The sequence below is a fragment of the Streptomyces sp. DT2A-34 genome (assembly GCF_030499515.1).
Taxonomy (GTDB): Bacteria; Actinomycetota; Actinomycetes; order Streptomycetales; family Streptomycetaceae; genus Streptomyces.
In genome coordinates this window covers 774116-795621 of record NZ_JASTWJ010000001.1, presented here as the reverse complement: position 1 = coordinate 795621, position 21506 = coordinate 774116, and the positions used below count along the sequence as shown (strand labels likewise).

17 protein-coding genes and 1 pseudogene are annotated in these 21506 nt (G+C 71.4%); 10 read left to right on the top strand and 8 right to left on the bottom strand.

Going from position 1 to position 21506, the window contains the following annotated elements; all coding sequences use genetic code 11:
- Window positions 1–288 precede the first annotated feature (288 nt).
- The 3 genes from QQM39_RS03280 to QQM39_RS03270 form a co-directional block, all read right to left on the bottom strand.
- On the bottom strand, window positions 289–1053 hold the full coding sequence (locus tag QQM39_RS03280) for a DUF4239 domain-containing protein (protein WP_301995072.1): 765 nt from the start codon (window positions 1051–1053) through the stop codon (window positions 289–291).
- Between the two features lie 15 nt (window positions 1054–1068).
- Window positions 1069–1620 (bottom strand): hypothetical protein, encoded by a 552-nt coding sequence (locus QQM39_RS03275; protein ID WP_301995070.1) that lies wholly within the window; start codon window positions 1618–1620, stop codon window positions 1069–1071.
- 306 nt (window positions 1621–1926) lie between these two features.
- Window positions 1927–2118, bottom strand: a complete 192-nt coding sequence (locus QQM39_RS03270; RefSeq protein WP_302003949.1) for a hypothetical protein — start codon at window positions 2116–2118, stop codon at window positions 1927–1929.
- On the opposite strand from QQM39_RS03270, the gene QQM39_RS03265 reads away from it, so the two are divergent.
- From QQM39_RS03265 to QQM39_RS03250, 4 genes are all read left to right on the top strand, one after another.
- Window positions 2030–2989: an SCO0930 family lipoprotein gene (locus tag QQM39_RS03265; protein ID WP_302003463.1), complete on the top strand. Its 960-nt coding sequence runs from the start codon at window positions 2030–2032 to the stop codon at window positions 2987–2989. The genes QQM39_RS03270 and QQM39_RS03265 overlap by 89 nt on opposite strands.
- A 319-nt stretch (window positions 2990–3308) precedes the next feature.
- On the top strand, window positions 3309–4121 hold the full coding sequence (locus QQM39_RS03260) for an SAM-dependent methyltransferase (protein ID WP_301995069.1): 813 nt from the start codon (window positions 3309–3311) through the stop codon (window positions 4119–4121).
- Window positions 4118–6253 (top strand): bifunctional diguanylate cyclase/phosphodiesterase, encoded by a 2136-nt coding sequence (locus tag QQM39_RS03255; protein ID WP_301995067.1) that lies wholly within the window; start codon window positions 4118–4120, stop codon window positions 6251–6253. The genes QQM39_RS03260 and QQM39_RS03255 overlap by 4 nt, the downstream gene beginning before the upstream one ends.
- A 76-nt stretch (window positions 6254–6329) precedes the next feature.
- Window positions 6330–6788, top strand: coding sequence for an ester cyclase (locus QQM39_RS03250; RefSeq protein WP_301995066.1), 459 nt, complete (start codon window positions 6330–6332; stop codon window positions 6786–6788).
- 103 nt (window positions 6789–6891) lie between these two features.
- Here the strand turns inward: QQM39_RS03250 and QQM39_RS03245 are convergent, their stop codons facing one another.
- Entirely contained in the window at window positions 6892–7776 is an 885-nt protein-coding gene (locus tag QQM39_RS03245; RefSeq protein WP_301995065.1) for a LysR family transcriptional regulator, read from the bottom strand.
- A gap of 120 nt (window positions 7777–7896) precedes the next feature.
- Between QQM39_RS03245 and QQM39_RS03240 the strand changes: the two genes are divergently transcribed.
- The 5 genes and pseudogenes from QQM39_RS03240 to QQM39_RS03220 all read left to right on the top strand — a co-directional run bounded on the left by QQM39_RS03240 (window position 7897) and on the right by QQM39_RS03220 (window position 13392).
- Window positions 7897–8568, top strand: coding sequence for a succinate dehydrogenase (locus QQM39_RS03240; RefSeq protein WP_301995064.1), 672 nt, complete (start codon window positions 7897–7899; stop codon window positions 8566–8568).
- Window position 8569: 1 nt separating this feature from the next.
- Window positions 8570–10520, top strand: a pseudogene (locus QQM39_RS03235) (fumarate reductase/succinate dehydrogenase flavoprotein subunit).
- Window positions 10517–11263, top strand: coding sequence for a succinate dehydrogenase/fumarate reductase iron-sulfur subunit (locus tag QQM39_RS03230; protein ID WP_301995063.1), 747 nt, complete (start codon window positions 10517–10519; stop codon window positions 11261–11263). The pseudogene QQM39_RS03235 and the gene QQM39_RS03230 overlap by 4 nt, the downstream one beginning before the upstream one ends.
- A gap of 396 nt (window positions 11264–11659) precedes the next feature.
- Entirely contained in the window at window positions 11660–12430 is a 771-nt protein-coding gene (locus QQM39_RS03225; RefSeq protein WP_301995062.1) for a GNAT family N-acetyltransferase, read from the top strand.
- Between the two features lie 14 nt (window positions 12431–12444).
- Window positions 12445–13392 (top strand): 1-acyl-sn-glycerol-3-phosphate acyltransferase, encoded by a 948-nt coding sequence (locus QQM39_RS03220; RefSeq protein ID WP_301995060.1) that lies wholly within the window; start codon window positions 12445–12447, stop codon window positions 13390–13392.
- Here QQM39_RS03220 and QQM39_RS03215 read toward each other — a convergent pair.
- Window positions 13382–15718: an excinuclease ABC subunit UvrA gene (locus QQM39_RS03215; protein WP_301995059.1), complete on the bottom strand. Its 2337-nt coding sequence runs from the start codon at window positions 15716–15718 to the stop codon at window positions 13382–13384. The two genes, QQM39_RS03220 and QQM39_RS03215, sit on opposite strands and share 11 nt — an antisense overlap.
- A 166-nt stretch (window positions 15719–15884) precedes the next feature.
- Here QQM39_RS03215 and QQM39_RS03210 point away from each other — a divergent pair, with 166 nt between their 5' ends.
- A complete protein-coding gene (locus QQM39_RS03210) occupies window positions 15885–17201 on the top strand; it encodes a phytase (RefSeq protein WP_301995058.1) in 1317 nt (438 codons plus the stop codon).
- Between the two features lie 24 nt (window positions 17202–17225).
- Here QQM39_RS03210 and QQM39_RS03205 read toward each other — a convergent pair whose 3' ends face one another.
- The 3 genes from QQM39_RS03205 to QQM39_RS03195 form a co-directional block, all read right to left on the bottom strand.
- Entirely contained in the window at window positions 17226–18224 is a 999-nt protein-coding gene (locus tag QQM39_RS03205; RefSeq protein ID WP_301995057.1) for an LLM class flavin-dependent oxidoreductase, read from the bottom strand.
- A 43-nt stretch (window positions 18225–18267) separates the two neighbouring features.
- A complete protein-coding gene (locus QQM39_RS03200; RefSeq protein WP_301995056.1) occupies window positions 18268–19653 on the bottom strand; it encodes an FAD-binding oxidoreductase in 1386 nt (461 codons plus the stop codon).
- A 132-nt stretch (window positions 19654–19785) separates the two neighbouring features.
- Window positions 19786–21459, bottom strand: a complete 1674-nt coding sequence (locus tag QQM39_RS03195; protein WP_301995055.1) for a LuxR family transcriptional regulator — start codon at window positions 21457–21459, stop codon at window positions 19786–19788.
- Window positions 21460–21506 lie beyond the last annotated feature (47 nt).

Genomic DNA, 21506 nt, shown 5'->3' with positions numbered 1-21506 from the left:
CCCCGAGGAGCGGCCGCGGACCTGTTCCGCTTGCGCCGGAAATGCACCTCGATGACCGGAACGCTAGAAAGGCGCGCACACCTGCGCGATCGCTGTCGTGCGAATGGGGCAAGAGCGTGGGCCGCTCAGGGGACGGCGTTCCCGCGACCGGGGGACTCAGGGCCCTTCTGATGGATCTCCGCGGCGTCGAAGATCCATCAGAAGGGCCCTGGCGGCGTGGCTGCCGCGCATCGCGTGCCGGCGCCACCTCTCGCTTCGTCCCCCCTCGGTTCGTCAGGTGAGGGCCTGTCAGCCCTTGATGTGCGGGAAGAGGTCGAGGAACGGTTCCGCCGACGCCGTGACACCACGGCTGTAGGGGGCGTCGAAGTCCCAGATGAGGAAGAGCAGGAAGGCGATCAGCGCGGAGAACAGCCCGGCGAGGATCAGCTCGCGGGCCGTGCGCCGGATCTGCAGGGCGAAGATCATCCCGATGGTGACGATGCCGCCGGCGATCAGCCCGAACCACACCACGCCCGGCATGGTCTCCCCGGTCGAGCTCGCGCGGGCGTTGCGCGCCTGGTCGGCGGCGGTCACCTGATCGACGAGCGGCTGGTAGGCCTGCGCCTCGAAGTCCGACCTCGGCTCGTAGTCGGTGACGTCCTCGCGGAGGCGCTGCAGGAGCTCGGCGCCGCGTTCGGTGACCCGGCCGTCCTCGCTCATCGTCTTCCACTCGGTGGTGACGACGTGTCCGACATAGGCGTTGACATCGTCCCGAATACGGTCACGGACGTCGGCCGGATAGACCCGGACGCGTTCCGAGATCTCGTGCAGCGCCGCGGCCTCCGCCTGCACATGGTCCTCGGCGGCGCTGCGGCCCTCCCACACGCCGGCGATGGCCAGGCCCAGGACAATGGCGTACACGACACCGATCCACATCGTCATGTACTCGATGACGTCCGGGGTCTCGGAGGGATCCTCGTCCTCGGGGGCCGTGCGGTGCCGTAGGAGGGTGATGATGACCACCACGGCGCAGGCGGCCAGCATCGCGAGGGTGAGAACAAGCCATTCCGGCAACAGAAGCCTCCAGGGTCAGCGCGCACGCAGTGCGGCGACGGCGACGATCGCGGGCACCGCGATGAGCAGGACGAAGGTGAGGGGTGACGGGGCGTCGTGCGCCGGCCCCCGGTGCGGCGTGGCGCGGTAGGGCGGGTAGTGCACCGGGGCCATGGACGGACTCGGGGTGGGCTTGACCGACGGCTTCGGCGTGGGCGTCGGGGTGGGCGTGGGGGTCGGCACGGGGGTCGGGCCCGCGCGAGGTGGAGCGGGCGGGGGAGCCGGCGCCGCCGGGGGCGGGGGCGGGGGAGGCGGTGGTGGAGGCGGAGGCTCGGGTTTCGGGGTGGGTGTGGTCTTCGGGGGTGGCGTGGGCGCGGGGTCCGGTGTCGGAGTGGGCGTGGGTGTGGGCGTGGGGGTCGGCGTAGGCGTAGGGGTCGGTGCCGGGCACTGCGGGGGCGTCGGCCAGGTGAGGGTTCCGACGACCGCCACCGCCTTCGCGCCGTCCGGGCCGGTGTCGGCATACGCGCAGACGTCGGCCACCGCCTCACCGGCCGGTGCCGCCACCAGGAGCCAGGTCAGCGTCACCACCGTCAACACCCTTGTCGTCAGGGTGGATTGGGTCGGTTCGAGTCCATACACGACCAAGATCCTGAGGGCGGGGCGCGCTTCCACAGGCCCGAGTGCGGGGGGATTGCCCCGAACGAGTGACCCAAGGCCCCCGAAGGTTTGATCGGCGGGCGCGGATGTGACCGCCGGGACGCACGCACGCACGCGCGTGCGACGCGAGACGAGGATGTACAGGGGGGAGAGAGGCCTGCGTTCACAGGAGGGAAGCGGGTGTTGTCACAGCATTCCGAAAGAAATTTGTGCGTCGGTTGAACACGACCATGGCCTTCATGCGTACCCCTTGTCGTGCGGCGGCGCAGCAGGGCGCTGCAACACCCTTGTGATGATCGGGGAGTTGACGATGAAGACCTCGTGGCGGAGCGCCTCGCTCGTGGTGAGCGCCGTGGCGGTGGCGGCGCTGACGACGGCATGCGGCTCGGAGACCGCGCCGCCGGCGAGCAGCCAGAACGTGGGTGCCACGGCCGCGGCCGGTGATTACGGAAGCGCCGGTACCGGCCTCGGGAACGGATCCGGGTACGACCCGGGTGCGGCGGGCCAGGAGAGCGCCGCCACGCAGGCCGCCACCGCCGGTGAGCTGTCCGTTTCCAGCAACCAGGAACTCGGCGAGGTGCTGACCGACAGCGCCGGTCTGACTCTCTACCGCTTCGACAAGGACACCGCGGACCCCGCCAAGTCCAACTGCGACGGCGACTGCGCGAAGAAGTGGCCGCCGGTCCCCGCGGACGACGCCACGGCCGGCACCGGTATCGACAAGGCGCTGCTGGGTTCGGTCACCCGCTCCGACGGCACCAAGCAGCTGACGGTCGACGGCTGGCCGGTGTACCGCTATGCGAAGGACACCAACGCGGGCGACGTCAACGGCCAGGGTGTGGGCGGCACTTGGTACGCGCTGGCCCCCGACGGCAAGAAGGCGCAGGGGGAGGGCGGTGCGGAGGCGGCCGGCCTGCCCGGTCTGTCCACCCGCAAGGACCCCAAGCTCGGCGAGATCGTCATCGACAAGAACGGTCACACGGTCTACCGCTTCATGAAGGACTCGCCCTGGCCGATGAAGACGGCGTGCACCGGCGATTGTCTGGAGAAGTGGCCGGTCATCGAGCCGGTCGACGCCGAGGACACCGAGGGCATCGATCTGAAGGGGTCCGGTCTCAGGGGGCAGGGTTACGTGGTCTTCGACCGGCCCGACGGGCTCAAGCAGCAGACCATCGACTGCGTCCCCATCTACACGTTCGTGAACGACAAGAAGCCTGGCGACACCAACGGTCAGGGCGTCGGCGGCACTTGGTTCGCCATCCGCCCCGACGGCCAGCCGGTCGGCGCGCCGGAGCAGTAGAAGATCACACCTCGCCAAGGTTGATCCCCGGCACGCCCGGCCCACCGGTCCGCCCCCTGAAGCCTCACGCACAGGGGGCGGGCCGGTTTGTCGTCATTCACCGTTATTCACCGTGATTCTTCGCCCTCTTTCGCCATGCTTCGCCGCTCTGTGGAATGCTTCGGATGCTTTTGACGGAGGGTGCGCCGGGCATCAATTCGGCACGTGCCGCTGGCAGTGACCGGGAACGGATGGTCAATTTCCGTTTCCGCTCGCTCCTTTGGCGGGCGATCAGTAGCCTCAGCTCGAACACCGGATCGCCTACGCCTTGGAGAGATAGATGGAGCGTCCCGCCTGGGCCCCTCGGAGCATCGATATCTCGGTGCCCAGTGTCTCGCGAATCTACGACTACTACCTGGGCGGTTCGCACAACTTCGAGGTCGACCGGGAAGCGGCCCGCAAGGCCATGGAGTTCATGCCGGGGCTCCCCAAGATCATGCAGGCCAACCGGGCGTTCATGCGCCGCGCGGTGCGCTTCGCGGTCGACGAGGGCATCACCCAGTTCCTGGACATAGGCTCCGGCATCCCGACGTTCGGCAACGTCCACGAGGTGGCCCAGGCGGCCGAGCCCGCCGCACGCGTGGTGTACGTCGACCACGACCCGGTCGCCGTCGCGCACAGCCAGGCCGTCCTGGAGGGCAACGACGGCGCGGACGTCGTCGCCGCGGACCTGCGCAAGCCCCAGGACATTCTGGGCAGTTCCGTGGTCGAGAGCCTCATCGACCTGAACCGGCCAGTGGTACTGCTGCTCGTTGCCATACTGCACTTCGTGGAGGACGAGGACGACCCGTACGAGGCGGTGGCCCAGCTGCGCGACGCGCTCGCGCCCGGCAGCCTGCTGGTGCTCACGCATGCCTCGTACGAGGGAATCCCGCTGCCCGAGGAGCGGGCCAAGGGCACGGTCGACGTATACAAGGACATTCGCAACCCGCTGATCATGCGCTCGCGCGACGGAATCGCGCGGTTCTTCGAGGGGTACGACATGGTGGAACCGGGACTGGTGCCGATGCCGCTCTGGCGGCCGGACACAGCACCGGAGGACGAGGATCCGTTCGCCTTCTCCGGGTTCGCCGGCGTGGGGCGTACGGCGTGAGCGCGGGGCCGGACGGGCCGGAGGACAGACTGCGCCGGTTCGCGACGATCTGGAGCCGGGCCGTCTTCCCGGTGACCTCGACGTCGTCGACCCGGCCGGAGTTCGAGGAGCAACTGCTGCCGTTGGCCCGGCGGTTGAGCGAGGCGCTCAGGGCCAGGGCCTTCGACGCGGACGCGGGCAAGACGGTCGGCGCCGCACTCGTCACCGCGCACTGCACGGACCCCGAGGCGCTGAGCCGTTCGCTGGACTGCGTGGACGCCTACCTCGTGCTCTACTGCGGCACCGAAGGCGACCAGGAGGACCAGCGGGCCCGCTCGGCGCGGCTCCAGCACGCCATGGCCGCCGGGTTCGCCCAGGCGCTGCGCGAGCGGACGCTGGCCGAGCAGGAGGCGATCTCCGCGGCCGCCCTCAAGGCGCAGGGCGTGGTCGCGCAGGCGCTGCACGCCACCGAGGCCCGCTTCCGCGCGGTCTTCGAAGGCGCGGCCATAGGAATCGGCATCGCGGACCTGGAGGGCAACATCCTTCAGGTCAACGGCGCCCTGCTGCGCATGTTCGGCATCTCCGAACATGCGTTGCGCAGCCGCAACGTCATGGAGTGGACGCACCCCGAGGACGCGCCGCAGACCTGGAAGCTCTACGACGAACTCGTACGCGGCGAGCGCGAGCACTACCACGTCGAAAAGGCCTTCTACCGGCCCGACGGAACGGTCCTGTGGACCAACCTCACGGTCTCCCTGCTGCGCGACCCCGACGGCAACCCGCAGTACCAGCTGGCCCTGATGGAGGACACCACCGAACGGCGCCTGCTCAACCTGCGGCTGCGCTACGAGGCCACGCACGACGCGCTGACCGGCCTGCCCAACCGCACCTTCTTCTTCGAGCGCCTGGAGAAGGCACTGGGCGCCGGGGAAGGCCAGCGGTTCGGCCTGTGCTACCTCGACCTGGACGGCTTCAAGACCGTCAACGACAGCCTCGGCCACGCGGCCGGCGACCGGCTGCTCGTCGAGGTCGCCGACCGGCTGCAGTCCTGCGCCACCGCGCCCGGCGAGATGGTCGCCCGGCTCGGCGGCGACGAGTTCGTGGCGCTGACCACCGGCCCCGACACCGAGCATGAGGTCGACGAGCTCGCCGCCCGCATCATGAACGCGCTCATCGCCCCGATCAGCGTCGACGGCCGGGAGCTGACCGTGCGCGGCAGCATCGGCATCGTCGAGGGCCCGGCCGGAGAGCGCAGCCCGGCGGAGGTGCTGCGCAGCGCGGACATCACCATGTACCGGGCCAAGTCGGCGGGCGGCAACCGCTTCGAGCTCGCCGACGAGGAGGCCGACGCCCGCGCCATCACCCGGCACGGGCTGACCACGGCGCTGCCGACGGCCCTGGACCGGGGCGAGTTCTTCATCGAGTACCAGCCGCTGGTCCACCTCGGCGACGGCAGCGTGCGCGGCGCCGAGGCCCTGGTGCGCTGGCTGCACCCGCAGCACGGCATCCTCGGCCCGGACCGGTTCATCCCGCTCGCCGAGCACACGGGACTGATCGTTCCGCTCGGCCGCTGGGTCCTGGAGCAGTCGGTGCGTCAGGCGCGCGAGTGGCGAGAACGCTACGACGACGCAGGGCCGCTCCGCATCAACGTCAACCTCTCGCCGTGCCAGCTCACCCACCCCGGACTGGTCCAGGACACGGTGGACATCCTGGAGCGCGCGGGCGTGGCGCCGGACGCCCTCTGCCTGGAAGTCACCGAGTCGGCCCTCATCGGCGCCGACGACGACCTGCTCAAGCCGCTGCGCCGGCTGGCCGAGATGGGCGTGGACATCGCCCTCGACGACTTCGGCACCGGCTACTCCAACCTCGCCAACCTGCGCCGGCTACCGGTGAGCGTCCTCAAGCTGGACCGCTCCTTCACCCAGAGCATGCAGCAGTTCCCGGCCGACCCCGTCGACCTGAAGATCGTCGAAGGCATCGTGTCCCTCGCCCACAGCCTGGACCTGGCGGTCACGGTGGAGGGCGTGGAAACGGGCGCCCAGGCCGAACAACTACGCATCCTCGGCTGCGACACGGCCCAGGGCTGGTACTACGCCCGCCCGGGCCCACCGGAGCGGCTGCACGAGCTGGCGCTGGTGGACGCGACGGGCTGAGCGGTGGCTGCGCGGTGACCCCCTTCATACGATCGAAGACGGGGTCACCGACGCCCTGAGCGGAGGGAGCGCGGACATGGACGTCACGAACATGCGTCGCCTCTTCGAGGCCCACCGCGAGGCCGAGGCGGCGCGCGACATCGACGCGGTTCTGCAGACCTTCGTCGACGACTGCTTCCTCCAGACCCAGCCCCTTGGGCTGCGCAGCCAGGGGCGGGACGCGGTGCGGGCCGCGTACGAGCAGCAGTACTTCACCGCCTTCCCCGACCTCGCTCCGCAGGACGAGGGCATCGCCTTCGGCGACGACGTGATCGCCGTGTGGGGAACCCTGCGCGGCACCAGCCGGGGCGACTGGCTCGGCGTCCCACCCGGCGGGGGCGCCTTCGAGGTGCCCTTCGCCAATATCGTCCCCTTCAAGGAAGGGCTGATGGCCGGCGAGACGATCTACTTCGACCTGGCCACGCTGTGCGAACAGGCGGGGATCCCGTTGGACGCCGTGCGCACGGCGGCGGCACGCCGTAGAGCAGGCGTCTGAGCAGCGCCCCGAAGGGGCGCGGGGAACTGCGCGGGCAACCACGGACAACCCGCAGTCCCCGATGGCGCTGTCGCGCAACGGCGCCAGGGGGCCACAGCCACGGTCACCGCTCCAGAAGCATCCGCTGCAACTCCCTGGCGGCCCGAGGCGGAGCCACATCACTGCGATGCGCCAGCGCGATCGTCCGGTGCAGCCCGGGCCGGGCCAGCGGCGTGACCCGCAGCCCGCGCCCGGACCGCGCGGCCACCATCCGCGGCACGACCGCGACCCCCAGCCCCGCCCGCACAAACCCCAACACCGCGTCCATCTCCCCACCCTCCACCGCGAAATCCGGCTCGAACCCAGCGGAGCGACACGCGGCTACGGTCAGCTCCCGCAGGTCGTAGCCGTGCCGGAACATCACCAGGCGTTCCCCCTCCAGGTCGGCGATGCGCACGGTGCGCCGGCCGCCGCCGGGGCGGGGCGCATCGGGTGAGGAGACGACCACCAGGTCCTCGCGCAGCAGCTCGACCGTGGTGAGCGCGGGGGACGGGGTCGGCAGGGGCAGGACGACCAGCGCGAGGTCGAGGGCGCCGCGCGCCAGCTCTCGTACCAGGTCGTGCGAGCCGCCCTCCTCGATCAGCAGCTGGATGCCGGGGTAGCGGTCGTGGAAGGCGCGCAGCACGTCCGGGAGCAGGCCCGTGCACAGGCTCGGGGTCGCGCCCAGCCGGACCCGGCCCTGACGCAGCTGCACCAGTTCCTGCACCTCGTGCCGTGCGGTGTCCGCGTCGGCCAGGATGCGCCGGGCCAGCGGGAGCAGGGCCTCCCCGGCGTCCGTCAGCGTGATGTTGCCGCGCGCCCGCAGGAACAGGTCCGCGCCCAACTCCCGCTCCAGCGCCTTGATCTGCTGCGACAGCGAGGGCTGTGCGACATGCACCAGATCGGCGGCCCGGGTGAAGTGCCGGGTCTCGGCGACCGCCACGAAGTACTGGAGCTGCTGGAACTGCATCCAGCCAGCATAGCCAGTGCCTATCGAAACGAGCCGGACCATGTCTTGGACCGATGAGGTGGTTCGGGCCTAGCGTCCTGTTCCATGGCTCTGGCAACGCGGACGGATCGACGGCCGTCCATGGCACGCACGGTGTGGGACTCCACCGTCGGCAAGAAGACCGTGATGGCGGTCAGCGGGCTGATCATGCTGCTGTACCTGGTCGCCCACATGATCGGCAACCTGAAGATCTACTTCGGCGCGGGCGAGTTCAACGCGTACGGCCACTGGCTGCGCACGGTCGGCGAACCGTTCATGCACTACGAGTGGACGCTCTGGCTGATCCGCGTCGTGCTGGTCGCCGCCGTCGTCGCCCACGCCACCTCGGCGTACCAGCTCAGCCGCCGCGACATCAAGGCACGCCCCAGCAAGTACGTGCACAAGAAGCCGCGGGCCTCCTACGCGACCCGCACCATGCGCTGGGGCGGCATCATCCTCGGCCTGTTCATCGTCTGGCACGTCCTGGACCTGACGACCGGCACCGTGCACTCGGGCGGCTTCCAGGAGGGCCACCCGTACCAGAACGTCGTGGACACCTTCTCCACGTGGTACGGCAACGTCATCTACATCGTCGCGATGCTCGCCCTCGGCCTGCACATCCGGCACGGCTTCTGGAGCGCCGCCCAGACCCTCGGCGCCGGCAGCCGCACCCGAGACCGCGCCCTGAAGACCGTCGCCAACGTCCTCGCGCTGCTGCTCACGGCCGGCTTCATCGCCGTACCCGTGGGCGTCATGACCGGAGTGGTGAGCTGACATGACTACCTATGTGGACTACAGGACCGGCGAGCCGGTCGTCGACGGCAAGGCGCCGTCGGGCCCGATCAACGAGCGCTGGGACAAGCGCCGTTTCGAGGCCAAGCTGGTCAACCCCGCCAACCGGCGCAAGCACACCGTCATCGTCGTCGGCACCGGCCTCGCGGGCGGTTCCGCGGGCGCCACCCTCGCCGAACAGGGCTACCACGTCGTCCAGTTCTGCTACCAGGACTCCCCGCGCCGCGCCCACTCGATCGCCGCGCAGGGCGGCATCAACGCGGCGAAGAACTACCGCAACGACGGCGACTCCATCCACCGGCTGTTCTACGACACCGTCAAGGGCGGCGACTTCCGGGCGCGCGAGTCGAACGTGCACCGGCTCGCGCAGATCTCGGTGGAGATCATCGACCAGTGCGTGGCGCAGGGCGTGCCGTTCGCCCGCGAGTACGGCGGTCTGCTCGACACGCGCTCCTTCGGCGGTGTCCAGGTGTCGCGGACCTTCTACGCCCGCGGCCAGACGGGACAGCAGCTGCTGCTCGGCGCCTACCAGGCCCTGAGCAGGCAGATCGCCGCGGGGAACATCGAGATGCACCCGCGTACGGAAATGCTCGACCTGATCGTCGTCGACGGGCGGGCGCGCGGCATCGTGGCCCGGGATCTCGTCACCGGCAGGATCGACACGTACTTCGCCGACGCGGTCGTACTGGCCTCCGGCGGCTACGGCAACGTCTTCTACCTGTCGACGAACGCCATGAACTCCAACGCCACCGCCGTCTGGCGGGCCCACCGGCGCGGCGCCTACTTCGCCAACCCCTGCTTCACCCAGATCCACCCCACCTGCATCCCGCGCACCGGCGACCACCAGTCCAAGCTGACGCTGATGAGCGAGTCGCTGCGCAACGACGGCCGGATCTGGGTGCCGAAGGCCAAGGGCGACGACCGCCCCGCGAACAAGATCCCCGAGGACGAGCGCGACTACTACCTGGAGCGCATCTACCCGTCCTTCGGCAACCTGGTCCCGCGCGACATCGCCTCCCGCGCCGCGAAGAACGTCTGCGACGAGGGGCGGGGTGTCGGTCCCGGCGGGCAGGGCGTCTACCTCGACTTCGCCGACGCCATCAAGCGCATGGGACGCAAGGCCGTCGAGGCCAAGTACGGCAACCTCTTCGACATGTACCAGCGGATCACCGACGAGGATCCGTACGAGGTGCCGATGCGGATCTACCCGGCCGTGCACTACACGATGGGGCGGCCTGTGGGTGGACTACGACCTCCAGACCACGGTCCCGGGTCTCTTCGCGATCGGCGAGGCCAACTTCTCCGACCACGGCGCCAACCGCCTCGGCGCCTCCGCGCTGATGCAGGGCCTGGCCGACGGCTACTTCGTGCTGCCGGCCACCATCAACGACTACCTCGCCCGCAACCCGCACCACGAGGCCGTCACCGCCGAACACCCCGTCGTGCAGGAGGTGTTGGCCGAGACGGAGGACCGGCTCCACCTGCTCCTGTCCGTCGACGGCGACCGCACCCCCGACTCCTTCCACCGTGAGGTGGGCGAGCTGATGTGGGAGTTCTGCGGCATGGCCCGCACCGACAGCGGCCTGCGCAAGGCCCTGGAACGCATCCCGCAGATCCGCGAGGAGTTCTGGCGGCGCATCAAGGTGCCGGGCACCGGCGAGGAGTTCAACCAGTCGCTGGAGAAGGCCAACCGCGTCGTCGACTACCTGGAGCTCGCCGAGCTCATGTGCCTCGACGCGCTGCACCGCTCCGAGTCCTGCGGCGGCCACTTCCGCGAGGAGTCGCAGACGCCGGACGGCGAAGCGGCCCGCAGGGACGAGGAGTTCGCCTACGCGGCGGCCTGGGAGTTCACCGAGACCGGTGCCGCTCCGGTCCTGCACAAGGAAGACCTGGTCTTCGAGTACGTCCACCCCACCCAGCGGAGCTACGCATGAAGCTCACCCTGCGGGTCTGGCGGCAGAAGAACGCCGACGCCGAAGGCGCCATGTCCACGTACCAGGTGGACGGGATCTCCTCCGACATGTCCTTCCTGGAGATGCTCGACACCCTCAACGAGGAGCTCATCCTCAGGGGCGAGGACCCGGTCGCCTTCGACCACGACTGCCGTGAGGGCATCTGCGGTGCCTGCTCGCTCGTGATCAACGGCGATGCGCACGGGCCCGAGCGGACGACCACGTGTCAGCTGCACATGCGGTCGTTCAAGGACGGCGACACGATCGACATCGAGCCGTGGCGGGCGTCCGCGTTCCCGGTGGTCAAGGACCTGGTCGTGGACCGGTCCGCGTTCGACCGGATCATCCAGGCCGGTGGTTACATCACCGCGCCGACGGGTGCGGCTCCCGAAGCGCACGCCACGCCGGTGCCGAAGCCGGACGCCGACTTCGCGTTCGAGCACGCCGAGTGCATCGGGTGCGGGGCGTGTGTGGCGGCTTGTCCGAACGGGGCGGCGATGCTGTTCACTTCCGCCAAGATCAACCATCTGAATGTGCTGCCGCAGGGGGCGCCTGAGCGGGAGACGCGGGTGCTCGACATGGTGGGGCAGATGGATGAGGAGGGCTTCGGTGGGTGCACGCTGACGGGGGAGTGCGCCACCGCCTGCCCCAAGGGCATCCCTCTGATGTCCGTCACGAGCATGAACAAGGAGTGGCTGCGGGCCGCGCGGAAGGTCAAGCGGTAGCGCCGTAGCAGGGACGGTTGTCCGGCGGCTGCGGGTGTTTCGTGGCTTGTCGCGCCCACGCGGCGGAGCCGCACATCGAAACAGTCCCGCGCCCCTTTGGGGCGCTGCAATGAACGTTCGCTGATAGGTGCGGACGGGCGGGGTCGGGAGGTGCTCCCCGGCCCCGTCTCGCCTTTTCTGCGCTGTCAGGTGAACGGCACCGGATCGTCCGGCTGACCGATCGGGCACCGGAACATGGACGGCCGGTACCGGCCCGCGCCGTTCAACATTCGCACATCCACTCTCCTGGCACCGGTCACGCATACGCCAACCGGCATCGGAAGAACAGGGGCGGCACATCGCATCGCTCCCACCGCTCTCCGCTCGCCGTCCCCGGCCCGTGACCAGGAGTAAGCCATGACCGGCGTACTGACCGTCGAACGCCCCCCGCAGCCCACGGCACCCACCCGCTACACCGTCGGCCTCGCCCGCGACGAGGAGGACGTGCGCGCCGCCCAGCGGCTGCGGCACGACGTCTTCGCCGGCGAGATGGGGGCCCTGCTGTCCACCCCGCAGCCGGGCCTCGACATCGACGCCTTCGACGCGTACTGCGACCACCTGCTGGTCCGCGAGGAGGTGTCCGGGCAGGTCGTCGGCACCTACCGGCTGCTGCCGCCGGAGCGGGCCGCGGTCGCGGGCCGGCTGTACTCCGAGGGCGAGTTCGACCTCACCCGCATCGACGCCCTGCGCCCGGACCTGGTCGAGGTCGGCCGCTCCTGCGTCCACCCCGACCACCGCGACGGCGCCGTCATCGGCCTCATCTGGGCCGGCATCGCCCGCTACATGGTCGACCGCGGCCACGAGTGGCTGGCCGGCTGCTGCTCCATCCCGCTGGCCGACGGCGGCACGCTCGCCGCCGCGACCTGGGACCGGGTACAGGCCAAGCACCTGGCCCCGGAGGAGTACCGCGTACGACCGCTGCGCCCGTGGCAGCCGACCGCCCCCGCCTCCGCCACCCGCACCGAACTCCCCGCCCTCCTGCGCGGCTACCTCCGCCTAGGCGCCTGGGTCTGCGGCGAGCCCGCGCACGACCCGGAGTTCGGTGTGGCCGACATGTACGTGCTGCTGTCGATGCGCCGGGTCAACCCGCGCTATCTGCGGCACTTCCTCTCCCTCGTCCCGGCGTGACGGACGTGGCGGCCATGAGCACCCAGGTTGCGCGGGCCCACCCCGTCGAGGCGGCGAACCTCTGGCGACCCCACGCGCCCTGCACCCCGCACACGTGCGTGGAGGTGACGGAACCGGCCAGGGCACTGCCACTGGCCGTCCTGCGGATCGCGGCGGTCCTGTTCCTGCTGGTCGTCGGGGTCGCGCTCTGCCCTTTCAGCGGCCGGATACCCGCGGAACTGATCCGACGCTGGTGTCGCTGGGTCGTCCGGGCCGCGGGAGTCCGGGTACGGATCGACGGCGGCGCCGCGCCCGACGGCGGGCTGCTGCTCGTCGCCAACCACGTCTCCTGGCTGGACATCCCGCTGCTCGCCGCCGTGCGCCCGGCCCGGATGCTCGCCAAGTCGGAGATCCGGCAGTGGCCGGTGGCGGGGTGGCTGACCGCCCGCAGCGGCGCCCTGTTCATCGACCGGGACCGTATCCGCGCACTGCCCGAGACGGTGGCGAGGATCGCCGGGGCGCTGCGGGCCGGCGAAGCGGTCGCCGTCTTCCCCGAGGGCAGCACCTGGTGCGGCCGCGCCCAGGGCCACTTCCGCCGGGCCGCCTTCCAGGCAGCCCTCGACGCGGGCGTCCCCGTCCAGCCGGTCCGCCTGCACTACCGGACGGCCCGGGGCGCGCCCGGCACGGCGGCCGCCTTCGTCGGCGAGGACTCGCTGCTCACCTCGGTGTGGCGGGTGGTGCGGGCACGCGAGCTGGTCGCCGAGGCGGAGGTGCAGGAGCCGATGGCGCCGGGCAGCCGCCCGGACCGCCGTTCCCTGGCCCGGGCGGCCGAAGCGTCCGCGCTCCTCGGGGCGCGGCAGGTCCGGCTCCCCGGCCCGCGGCGCGCCGTGCCCCTCCCGGTGCCCGGTGCGGTCCGCACGGCCCCCGTCACCGGCGCCGAAGAGCTGCCGTCGGTCCCGTCGCGCGAGGCCCTTACGGCATGACCCGGGCGAGATACGGCGCCGTCGCGCTGCCTCTCGCCCGCGCCACCTGGGCGGGCGGACCCGCCGCCACGATCCGTCCGCCCGCGTCACCGCCGCCCGGCCCCAGGTCGATCACCCAGTCCGCGCCCGCCACGACGGACATGTCGTGCTCCACCACGACGACGGTGTGCCCGGCGTCGACCAGCCCGTGCAACTGGCGCATCAGCACCTCGACGTCGGCCGGGTGGAGTCCGGTCGTCGGCTCGTCGAGGAGATAGAGGGTGTGGCCGCGACGGCCGCGCTGGAGCTCGCTCGCCAGCTTGATGCGCTGGGCCTCACCGCCGGACAGCTCGGTGGCCGGCTGGCCGAGCCGCAGGTAGCCGAGACCGACGTCGAGCAGGGTGCCGAGGCTGCGGGCGACGGCCGGCGTGTCCGCGACGAAGTCCGCGGCCGACTCGACCGTGAGGTCCAGCACCTGCGCGATGTTCCGTCCCCGGTACGCCACTTGGAGCGTCTCGGGGTTGTAGCGCGCCCCGCCGCAGTCCGGGCACGGCGCGTACGTGCTCGGCAGGAACAGCAGCTCGACGCTGACGAACCCCTCGCCCTGACACGTCTCGCAGCGCCCGCCCACGACATTGAAGGAGAAGCGCCCGACGCCGAAACCACGGGCCCGCGCCTCGTCGGTGGCCGCGAACACCTTGCGCACGACGTCGAAGAGCCCGGTGTAGGTGGCGAGATTGGAGCGCGGGGTGCGGCCGATCGGCCTCTGGTCGACCGAGACCAGGCGGCCCACGCCCGCGAGATCCTCGGTGATCTCGCCGATGAGCGTGGACTTGCCCGAGCCCGAGACGCCGGTGACGGCCGTGAACACTCCGAGCGGGAACTCGGCGGTCACCCCGCGCAGGTTGTGCCGGGTGACCGGGCCGACCTTCACCTGGCCGTGCGGCGCGCGCCCTTGGCGTACGGCGGCGGGGGAGTCGTCGAACAGGAAGCGCGCCGTCGCCGACTCCGCGACCGCCGCCAGCTCGGCCACCGGCCCGCTGTGCAGCACCTGCCCGCCGTGCTCACCCGCACGAGGCCCCACGTCGACCAGCCAGTCGGCGCCGCGCACGACGTCGAGGTGGTGCTCGACCACGAACACCGTGTTCCCGGCCGCCTTCAGCCGCTCCAGCACCGTCAGCAGCGCCTCCGTGTCCGCCGGGTGCAGTCCCGCGGACGGCTCGTCGAGGACGTACACGACACCGAAGAGACCGGACCGCAGCTGGGTCGCGAGCCGCAGGCGCTGGAGTTCGCCCGCCGAGAGCGTCGGCGTGGCGCGGTCGAGGCTGAGGTAGCCGAGGCCGAGCTCGACGACGGGTGCGATACGGGACTTGAGGTCACCGGTGAGGACCCGGGCCGTCTCCGACGAGGCTTCGCCGTCCAGAGTGCCCGCCAGCTCCGTCAGCGGCAGCGCGGCCAGCTCGGCGATCGTCCGGCCGGCGAAGGTCACCGCCAGCGCCTCGGGCCGCAGCCTGCTGCCGCCGCACGCCGGACAGGGCGCGGAGGCGAGGAACCGCTCCGCCTTGGCCCTGAGGGTGGGACTCTTGGAGTCGGAGAAGGTCTTCATGACGTACCGCCGGGCGCTCATGTACGTGCCCTGGTACGGCCGTTGGATGCGGTCGGCGTCGCGCACCGGGTGGACGGTGACGACCGGCTGCTCGTCGGTGAACAGGATCCATTCGCGCTGCTCGGCGGGCAGCTCGCGCCAGGGTCGGTCGACGTCGTGGCCGAGCGCGTCGAGGATGTCGCGCAGGTTCTTGCCCTGCCAGGCCCCCGGCCACGCGGCGATCGCGCCCTGCCGGATCGACAGCGACGGGTCGGGGACCAGCAACTCCTCGGTCGTACGGTGTACTTGGCCCAGGCCGTGGCACTGCGGGCACGCCCCGGCCGCCGTGTTCGGCGAGAAGGCGTCCGAGTCGAGCCGCTCGGCGCCCGGCGGGTGGTCGCCCGCGCGGGAGAACAGCATCCGCAGGGAGTTGGAGAGGTTGGTGACCGTGCCGACGGACGAGCGGGACGTCGGCGCCGAGCGGCGCTGCTGGAGCGGCACGGCGGGCGGAAGACCGCTGATCTCGCCGACCTTCGGCGCCCCGACCTGGTGGATCAGCCTGCGTGCGTAGGGCGCGACCGACTCGAAGTAGCGGCGCTGGGCCTCGGCGTAGATCGTGCCGAAGGCGAGCGACGACTTCCCGGAACCGGACACACCCGTGAACACGGTCAGCACATCCCGCGGAATGTCGACGTCCACGCCCTTGAGGTTGTGCTCACGGGCGCCGCGGACGCGGACGTACGGGTCGTGCGGGGAAGGCATGGGGACGGGCTCCGGAGGCGCGAGTCGGGGGCATGGGCAAACCCCGCGATTCTATGCGAACCAGACGCTCGCCCGTTCGAGCCACCTGATGTTCACGAGGCCGTCGGCTCAGTCACACCGGCCGCCCATAACGTCTCGCCAGTCTCCCTTCCTACCGAGGAGTATCGTGAGCGTTTCAGCTCTGAGCACTCTCACCGCCGCGCTGCTGATGGTCTCGGGCGCCGCCGCCCCGCAGCCAGTCGCCGTCTCCGCCCGCGTCGAGACGCCCGCCGTGTACGACGACGAAGCGGGCGGCAACGCCGACGCCGACGACCCGGCCGTCTGGGTCGACCCCGACCACCCGGGCCGCAGCATTGTCATCGGCACCCTCAAGGAGGCCGGCCTCGACGTGTACGGCCTCGACGGCAGACGGCTCCAGCACATCGCGGCGCCCGAGGCCCCGAACGACGACGCCGCACCCGGCCGCTTCAACAACGTCGACGTCGTCTACGGCTTCGAACTGGGCGGCAAGAAGACCGACTTGGCCCTGGTCAGCGACCGCGGGCGGGACCGGATCCGGGCCTACGCGATCGACCCGGCCGCCGTGGCGGCGGGCAGGCCCCCGCTGAAGGACGTGACGGCGGCCGACGCCGCGCCGGTCTTCTCCGCGAGCGAGGCCGAGGTCGACGACCAGCGCACCGCCTACGGGCTGGCCGCCTTCAGCGACGACGACCACGCGTACGCGGTGGTGTCGCGCCGCTCGGAGACCCGGGTACGGCTGCTCCAGCTGGAGGACCGCGACGGCCGCGTCGGCTACCGGACGGAGGACACCCTCGATCTGCCCGCCTCCTTCACCCTGCCGAACGGCAGCAGCTGGACGCCGTGCGCCGACCCCGGTGACCACGCGCAGGTCGAGGGCATGGTCGTCGACCAGGAACAGCACGTCCTGTACGCGGCCCAGGAGGACGTCGGGCTGTGGCGGGTCGACCTCGACGACGAGGAGTTCGACCGACCCGAGCTGATCGACCGGGTGCGGGAGTACGGCACTCCGTGGACGTACGACGCGGAGGAAGAGGAGTGCGTCCTCGACACCGCCCACGACCCCGGCTTCGGCGGTGAGCACCTGAGCGCCGACGCCGAGGGCGCCGCGATCTACCACGCCGCCGACGGCAAGGGCTACCTGCTCGCCTCCAGCCAGGGCGACAACACCTTCGCCGTGTACGAGCGCCAGGGCCGCAACACCTACCTCGGCTCCTTCGCCGTCACCGACAGCGCCGCCACCGACGGGGTGCAGCACTCCGACGGTGCCACCGTGGTCAACGTCCCGCTCGGCCGGTCCTTCCCCAAGGGCCTGCTCGTCACCCACGACGGCGAGGCCACGCCCGCGGACGGGGACCGGGAGGGAACCGACTTCAAGTTCACCGGCTGGGAATCGGTGGCCGGCGCGTTCCCGAAGCCGCTCACGATCGACACCCAGTCGTTCGACCCGCGCGACACGGACTGACCTCCGGCCGCCGGCTCGCCCGGATCACGCCCTGACGATCCGGGCGAGCCGCCGGTAGGAGTCCACCAGGGCCGCACGGTCGTACGTACTGGTCGTGACCAGCACCTCCTGCGCGCCCGTCTCCTTCAGCAGCGTCTCCAGCTCGTGCGCGACCTGCTCCTCCGTGCCCGCGATGTGTCCGGTGAGGCCGCCCTCGTAGAAGCCGCGCTCCTTGGCGGTCATCGTGAGCGCCTCGACGCGCTCGGCGGGCGGGAGCGGCGGGAAGGTGCCGTGCGTGCGCGAGTGGGCCATGGACCAGGCCTCCGGGACCAGCAGACGCCGGGCGTCCCGCGGAGTGGCGGCCACCGCGACCGTGCCGGAGATCACGACATACGGCTCGCTCGCCCAGGGGGAGGGGCGGAAGTAGTCGCGGTAGTGGTCGATGCCGCGCCGCATCTTCGCCCGGTTCCGGAGGTCACCGATGACCATCGGCAGGCCGGCGCGGGCGGCGATGTCCGCGCCCTCGCCCATGGCCAGCACGAACGGCGGCACGGTCAGGCCTTCGGCGGGCCGCGCGTGCACTCCCGTGGGCGAGGTGCCGCGGAACCAGCCGAGCAGCTCCTGGATCTGGGCCGCGAAGTCCTCGGCGTCCCCCTTGTCCCGCCCGAGCGCCTTGCGCACTCCGTCCGTGAAGCCGACGGACCGCCCCAGCCCCATGTCGATACGGCCCGGAAAGAGGGACTCCAGGACGCCGAACTGCTCGGCCACGACCAGCGGTTGGTGGTTGGGCAGCATCACCCCGCCGGTCCCGACCCGGATCGTGCGGGTCGCGGACGCGACGGCGGCGGCCAGCACGGTCGGCGCGGAACCGGCGACGCCGGGTACGCCGTGGTGTTCCGACACCCAGATGCGGTGGTAGCCGAGCGCCTCGATCTCCTGCGCCAGCCGTACGGTGTCGCGCAGCGCCTCTCCGTTCGGGTGGCCCTCGCGGGTGCGGGAGCGGTCGAGGACGGAGAAGCGGGTCGCGGCGATCACGGAACTCATACAGGGTTCAACACCTGGGAGCCCGCCGGATTCCTCACGGTGCTCACGGTGCGATGTTGTGGTTGAGGCGGAACAGGTTCCCCGGGTCGTAGCGCCGTTTCAGATCCCTGAGACGGGCGTAGTTCGCGCGGTAGTTGGCCTGGACGAGGTTCTGGTCGTCGCCGTCCATGAAGTTCACGTACCCGCCGCCCATGGAGTGCGGTTCGAGCGCCCGGTGGAAGGCGCGCACCCAGCCCTTCTGGGTCTCGCAGTCCTCACGCGTGGTCAGGGTGGGGCTGAGCCCGATCGAGAAGTCGGCGTCGCGGTAGGAGAAGGCGGTCTCCTCCGGTCCGACCCGGTGGCACGCGCTGTCGAGCGCGAAGACGACCGTGACGCTCTGGATGGACGGGCTGTCGGCGCCGTACTCGACGAACGCGTCGATGGCGCCGTCCGGCAGGCCCTGGGTGAACGAGCCCTTCCAGTAGTGGTAGAGCCCGGCGGGAACCAGGTCGTCGAAGAGGGTGTTGATCACCGGGTACGGCATGCGCTCCAGGTGGCTGCCGAGCACCGGCCCGAGCGCGGCGACGCGGCTGCGGATCCTGTCGTCCTCCTCCTCCGGACCGGTCCAGCAGGCGATCATCCCGCAGAGCGGCCGCCCGTGCCAGCGTTCGGGCAGGAACGGCACCGGCGGCCCGAGGCCGACGACGAAAATGGCGCCGAGTCTGTCGTCCGCTTCCGCGATCAGCTCCCGGTAGCGGCGGATGACGTCGCCGTCGAGCGGGAAGAAGGTCGGTCCGCCGAGGATGTCGGCGATGGGGTGCAGACGGTACGCGAAGGACGTGACGACCCCGAAGTTCCCGCCGCCGCCGCGCACGGCCCACAACAGGTCGCTGTGCTGCTCGGCGGTGCAGGTCGCGAAGTGTCCGTCGGCCGTCACCAGGTCCACCGAGACCAGGTTGTCGCAGGCCAGACCGCAGCGGCGGGCCAGATAGCCCATGCCTCCGCCCGTGGTCAGACCGCCCACTCCGGTCGTGGAGACGATCCCGCCGGTGGTGGCGAGACCGAAGGCGTGCGTGGCGTGGTTGACGTCCGCCCAGGTGCAGCCGCCCTCGACCCACGCCGTGCGGGTCTCGGGGTCGATGCGGATCCCGCGCATCCGTCCCAGGTCGAGGACGACACCGCCGTCGCAGGTGCCGTAGCCGGGGACGCTGTGGCTGCCGCCGCGCACGGCGAGCGCCAGGCCCTGGTCGCGGGCGAAGTCCACGGTGGCGATGACATCGCCCGCGTCGACGGCCCTGACGATGATCGCCGGCCGCCTGTCGTGCATGGCGTTGTAGACCTTGCGGGCCTCGTCGTAGGCCGGATCGCCGGGTTCGACGATGTCACCGCGCACGGCCCCGCGCAGCCGGTTCAGCAGCCGGTCGTCGAGGGTCGGTGTGTAGGTGGTCATGATCGCCACCTGCTTTCCGCTCCTGAGTAGGAAAGGGGCACTCCCCGGTCTACGCCGCAGCGGTGGCGGGCGCATCACCGGAATCGCCCATCATCGGAGGACCCGGCATGGGCAGAACGACCCATCGGGGCGTCAGGTGAGGCCATGCGTGTACGCGTACGCCGTCGCCGCCGCCCGCGAGGACACGTCGAGCTTGGCGAAGATGTTGTTGAGGTGCCGGGCGACGGTGTGCTCGCTGATCACCAGCTCCGCGGCGACGGCCCGGTTGGTGCGGCCCGCGGCGACCAGCCGCAGCACCTGGATCTCACGCTCGGTGAGCCCGCCGGGCTGCCGCCGGCGCACATCCGCGAGCAGGGCCGCCGCCCGGCGCGCCTCGGGTACGGCGCCGAGCTGCCGGAAAGCCTGCTCCGCGGCCCGCAGCTCCATCCGGGCACCCTCGTCGTCCCCGGCGGCCCGGTCGGCGGCGGCCAGCGTCATCCGCACCTGGGCGGCCTCGTACGGCACCCGGAGCTCCAGCCACAGCGCCAGCGCCCGGCGCAGCAGGGACAGCGCGCGGTCGAGGTCACCGGCGGCGAAGGCCACCGCGCCCGAGGCTGCCGCGGCGCTCGCGTGCAGCAGGGTCGTCTCCGAGCTGCACCGCCGCTGCCAGTCCCGGGCCAGCGACCCGAGCCCCTCGGCAGCCGTGCGCGCCTCGGCCGTCCGGCCCAGCGCCAGGCACACCTCCACCTGCGCGGCGAGCAGCCTGCACCGCACGAGACCGCCCGCCTCGGCTCCGCCCGCGACGGCGAGCCGCAGGGCCGCGGCCGAGGTGTCGGCCTTCCCCTGGGCCAGCCGCAGCAGGGCGAGACCGGGCTGCGGGTCGCGACCGAGCTCGTGGGTACGGTCGTACGACTCCTCGGCCGCCGCGAGCTCTCCGCGCCGCCGCTGGATCTGGCCGGCCAGATAGACCGCCTCGGCGGCCGTCCGCCGTTCGAACGGCAGCAGTTCCTCGCAGGTCCGCACGGCCTCCGCCAGCGCCTGCGACCAGCTTCCGCGCAGCTCCAGCATCTCCACCCGGTGCACCCGGCACAACCCGCGGTAGGTGTTCTCGGCCGGCATCGCCGCGCACCACCGCATGGCCGCGTCGGTCCATTCGGCGGCGCGTTCGACATCGACGCAGGCCATGGCCTGCTGGAGGCCCAGGCAGTAGACCCACCCGGTGAAGAAGGAGCTGAGCTCACCTGCCATGGCCGAGCACATGGCGTCGTCCAGGAGATCGAGGCCGTCCCCGACGCGCCCCTGGGCCACCAGGACGCCCGCCTGTGCCTGGACGCTCATGGCCAGCAGATCCGGGCTGCCGCAGCGCCGCGCGATCCCGGCCATGCGCCGGGCCGCCGCCATCGCCTCGTCGAACGCGCCGCCCGCCTGCGCGTCCTCCGCGTCCACCCAGGCGAGGTAGCACTGCTCGGCACACTCCGGCTCACCCCGCAGATGCCGCCGGGCCCGGCGCAGCCAGCCGGCGGCCACGGCCGTGCGCACCGCGAGCTGATGCTCGTAGAAGAGGAGCCAGGCCATGAGCCCCGCCTGCCGGGCCGCGCCCGCCGCGACATACCCGGAGTAGGCCCGCATCCGCTGGACGATCGACTCGTCGATGCGGCTCGTCCACCAGGCGGCGTCGGCGAACGCGGCGCAGTCGTCGGGGGTGAGGCAGGTGGCGTCCAGACGCCCCAGCAGCCGGTACGCCTCGGCCCACGCCTCCCGGGCAGCGGCGTACCTGGCCTGCCGCAAGGTGTCCGCGGCCGCCCTGTCGATCGTCCGCTCGGTCACTCGCGGCTCCCTTCTCGCGCTCTGCGAGCAGGACCGGCCCCTCACCA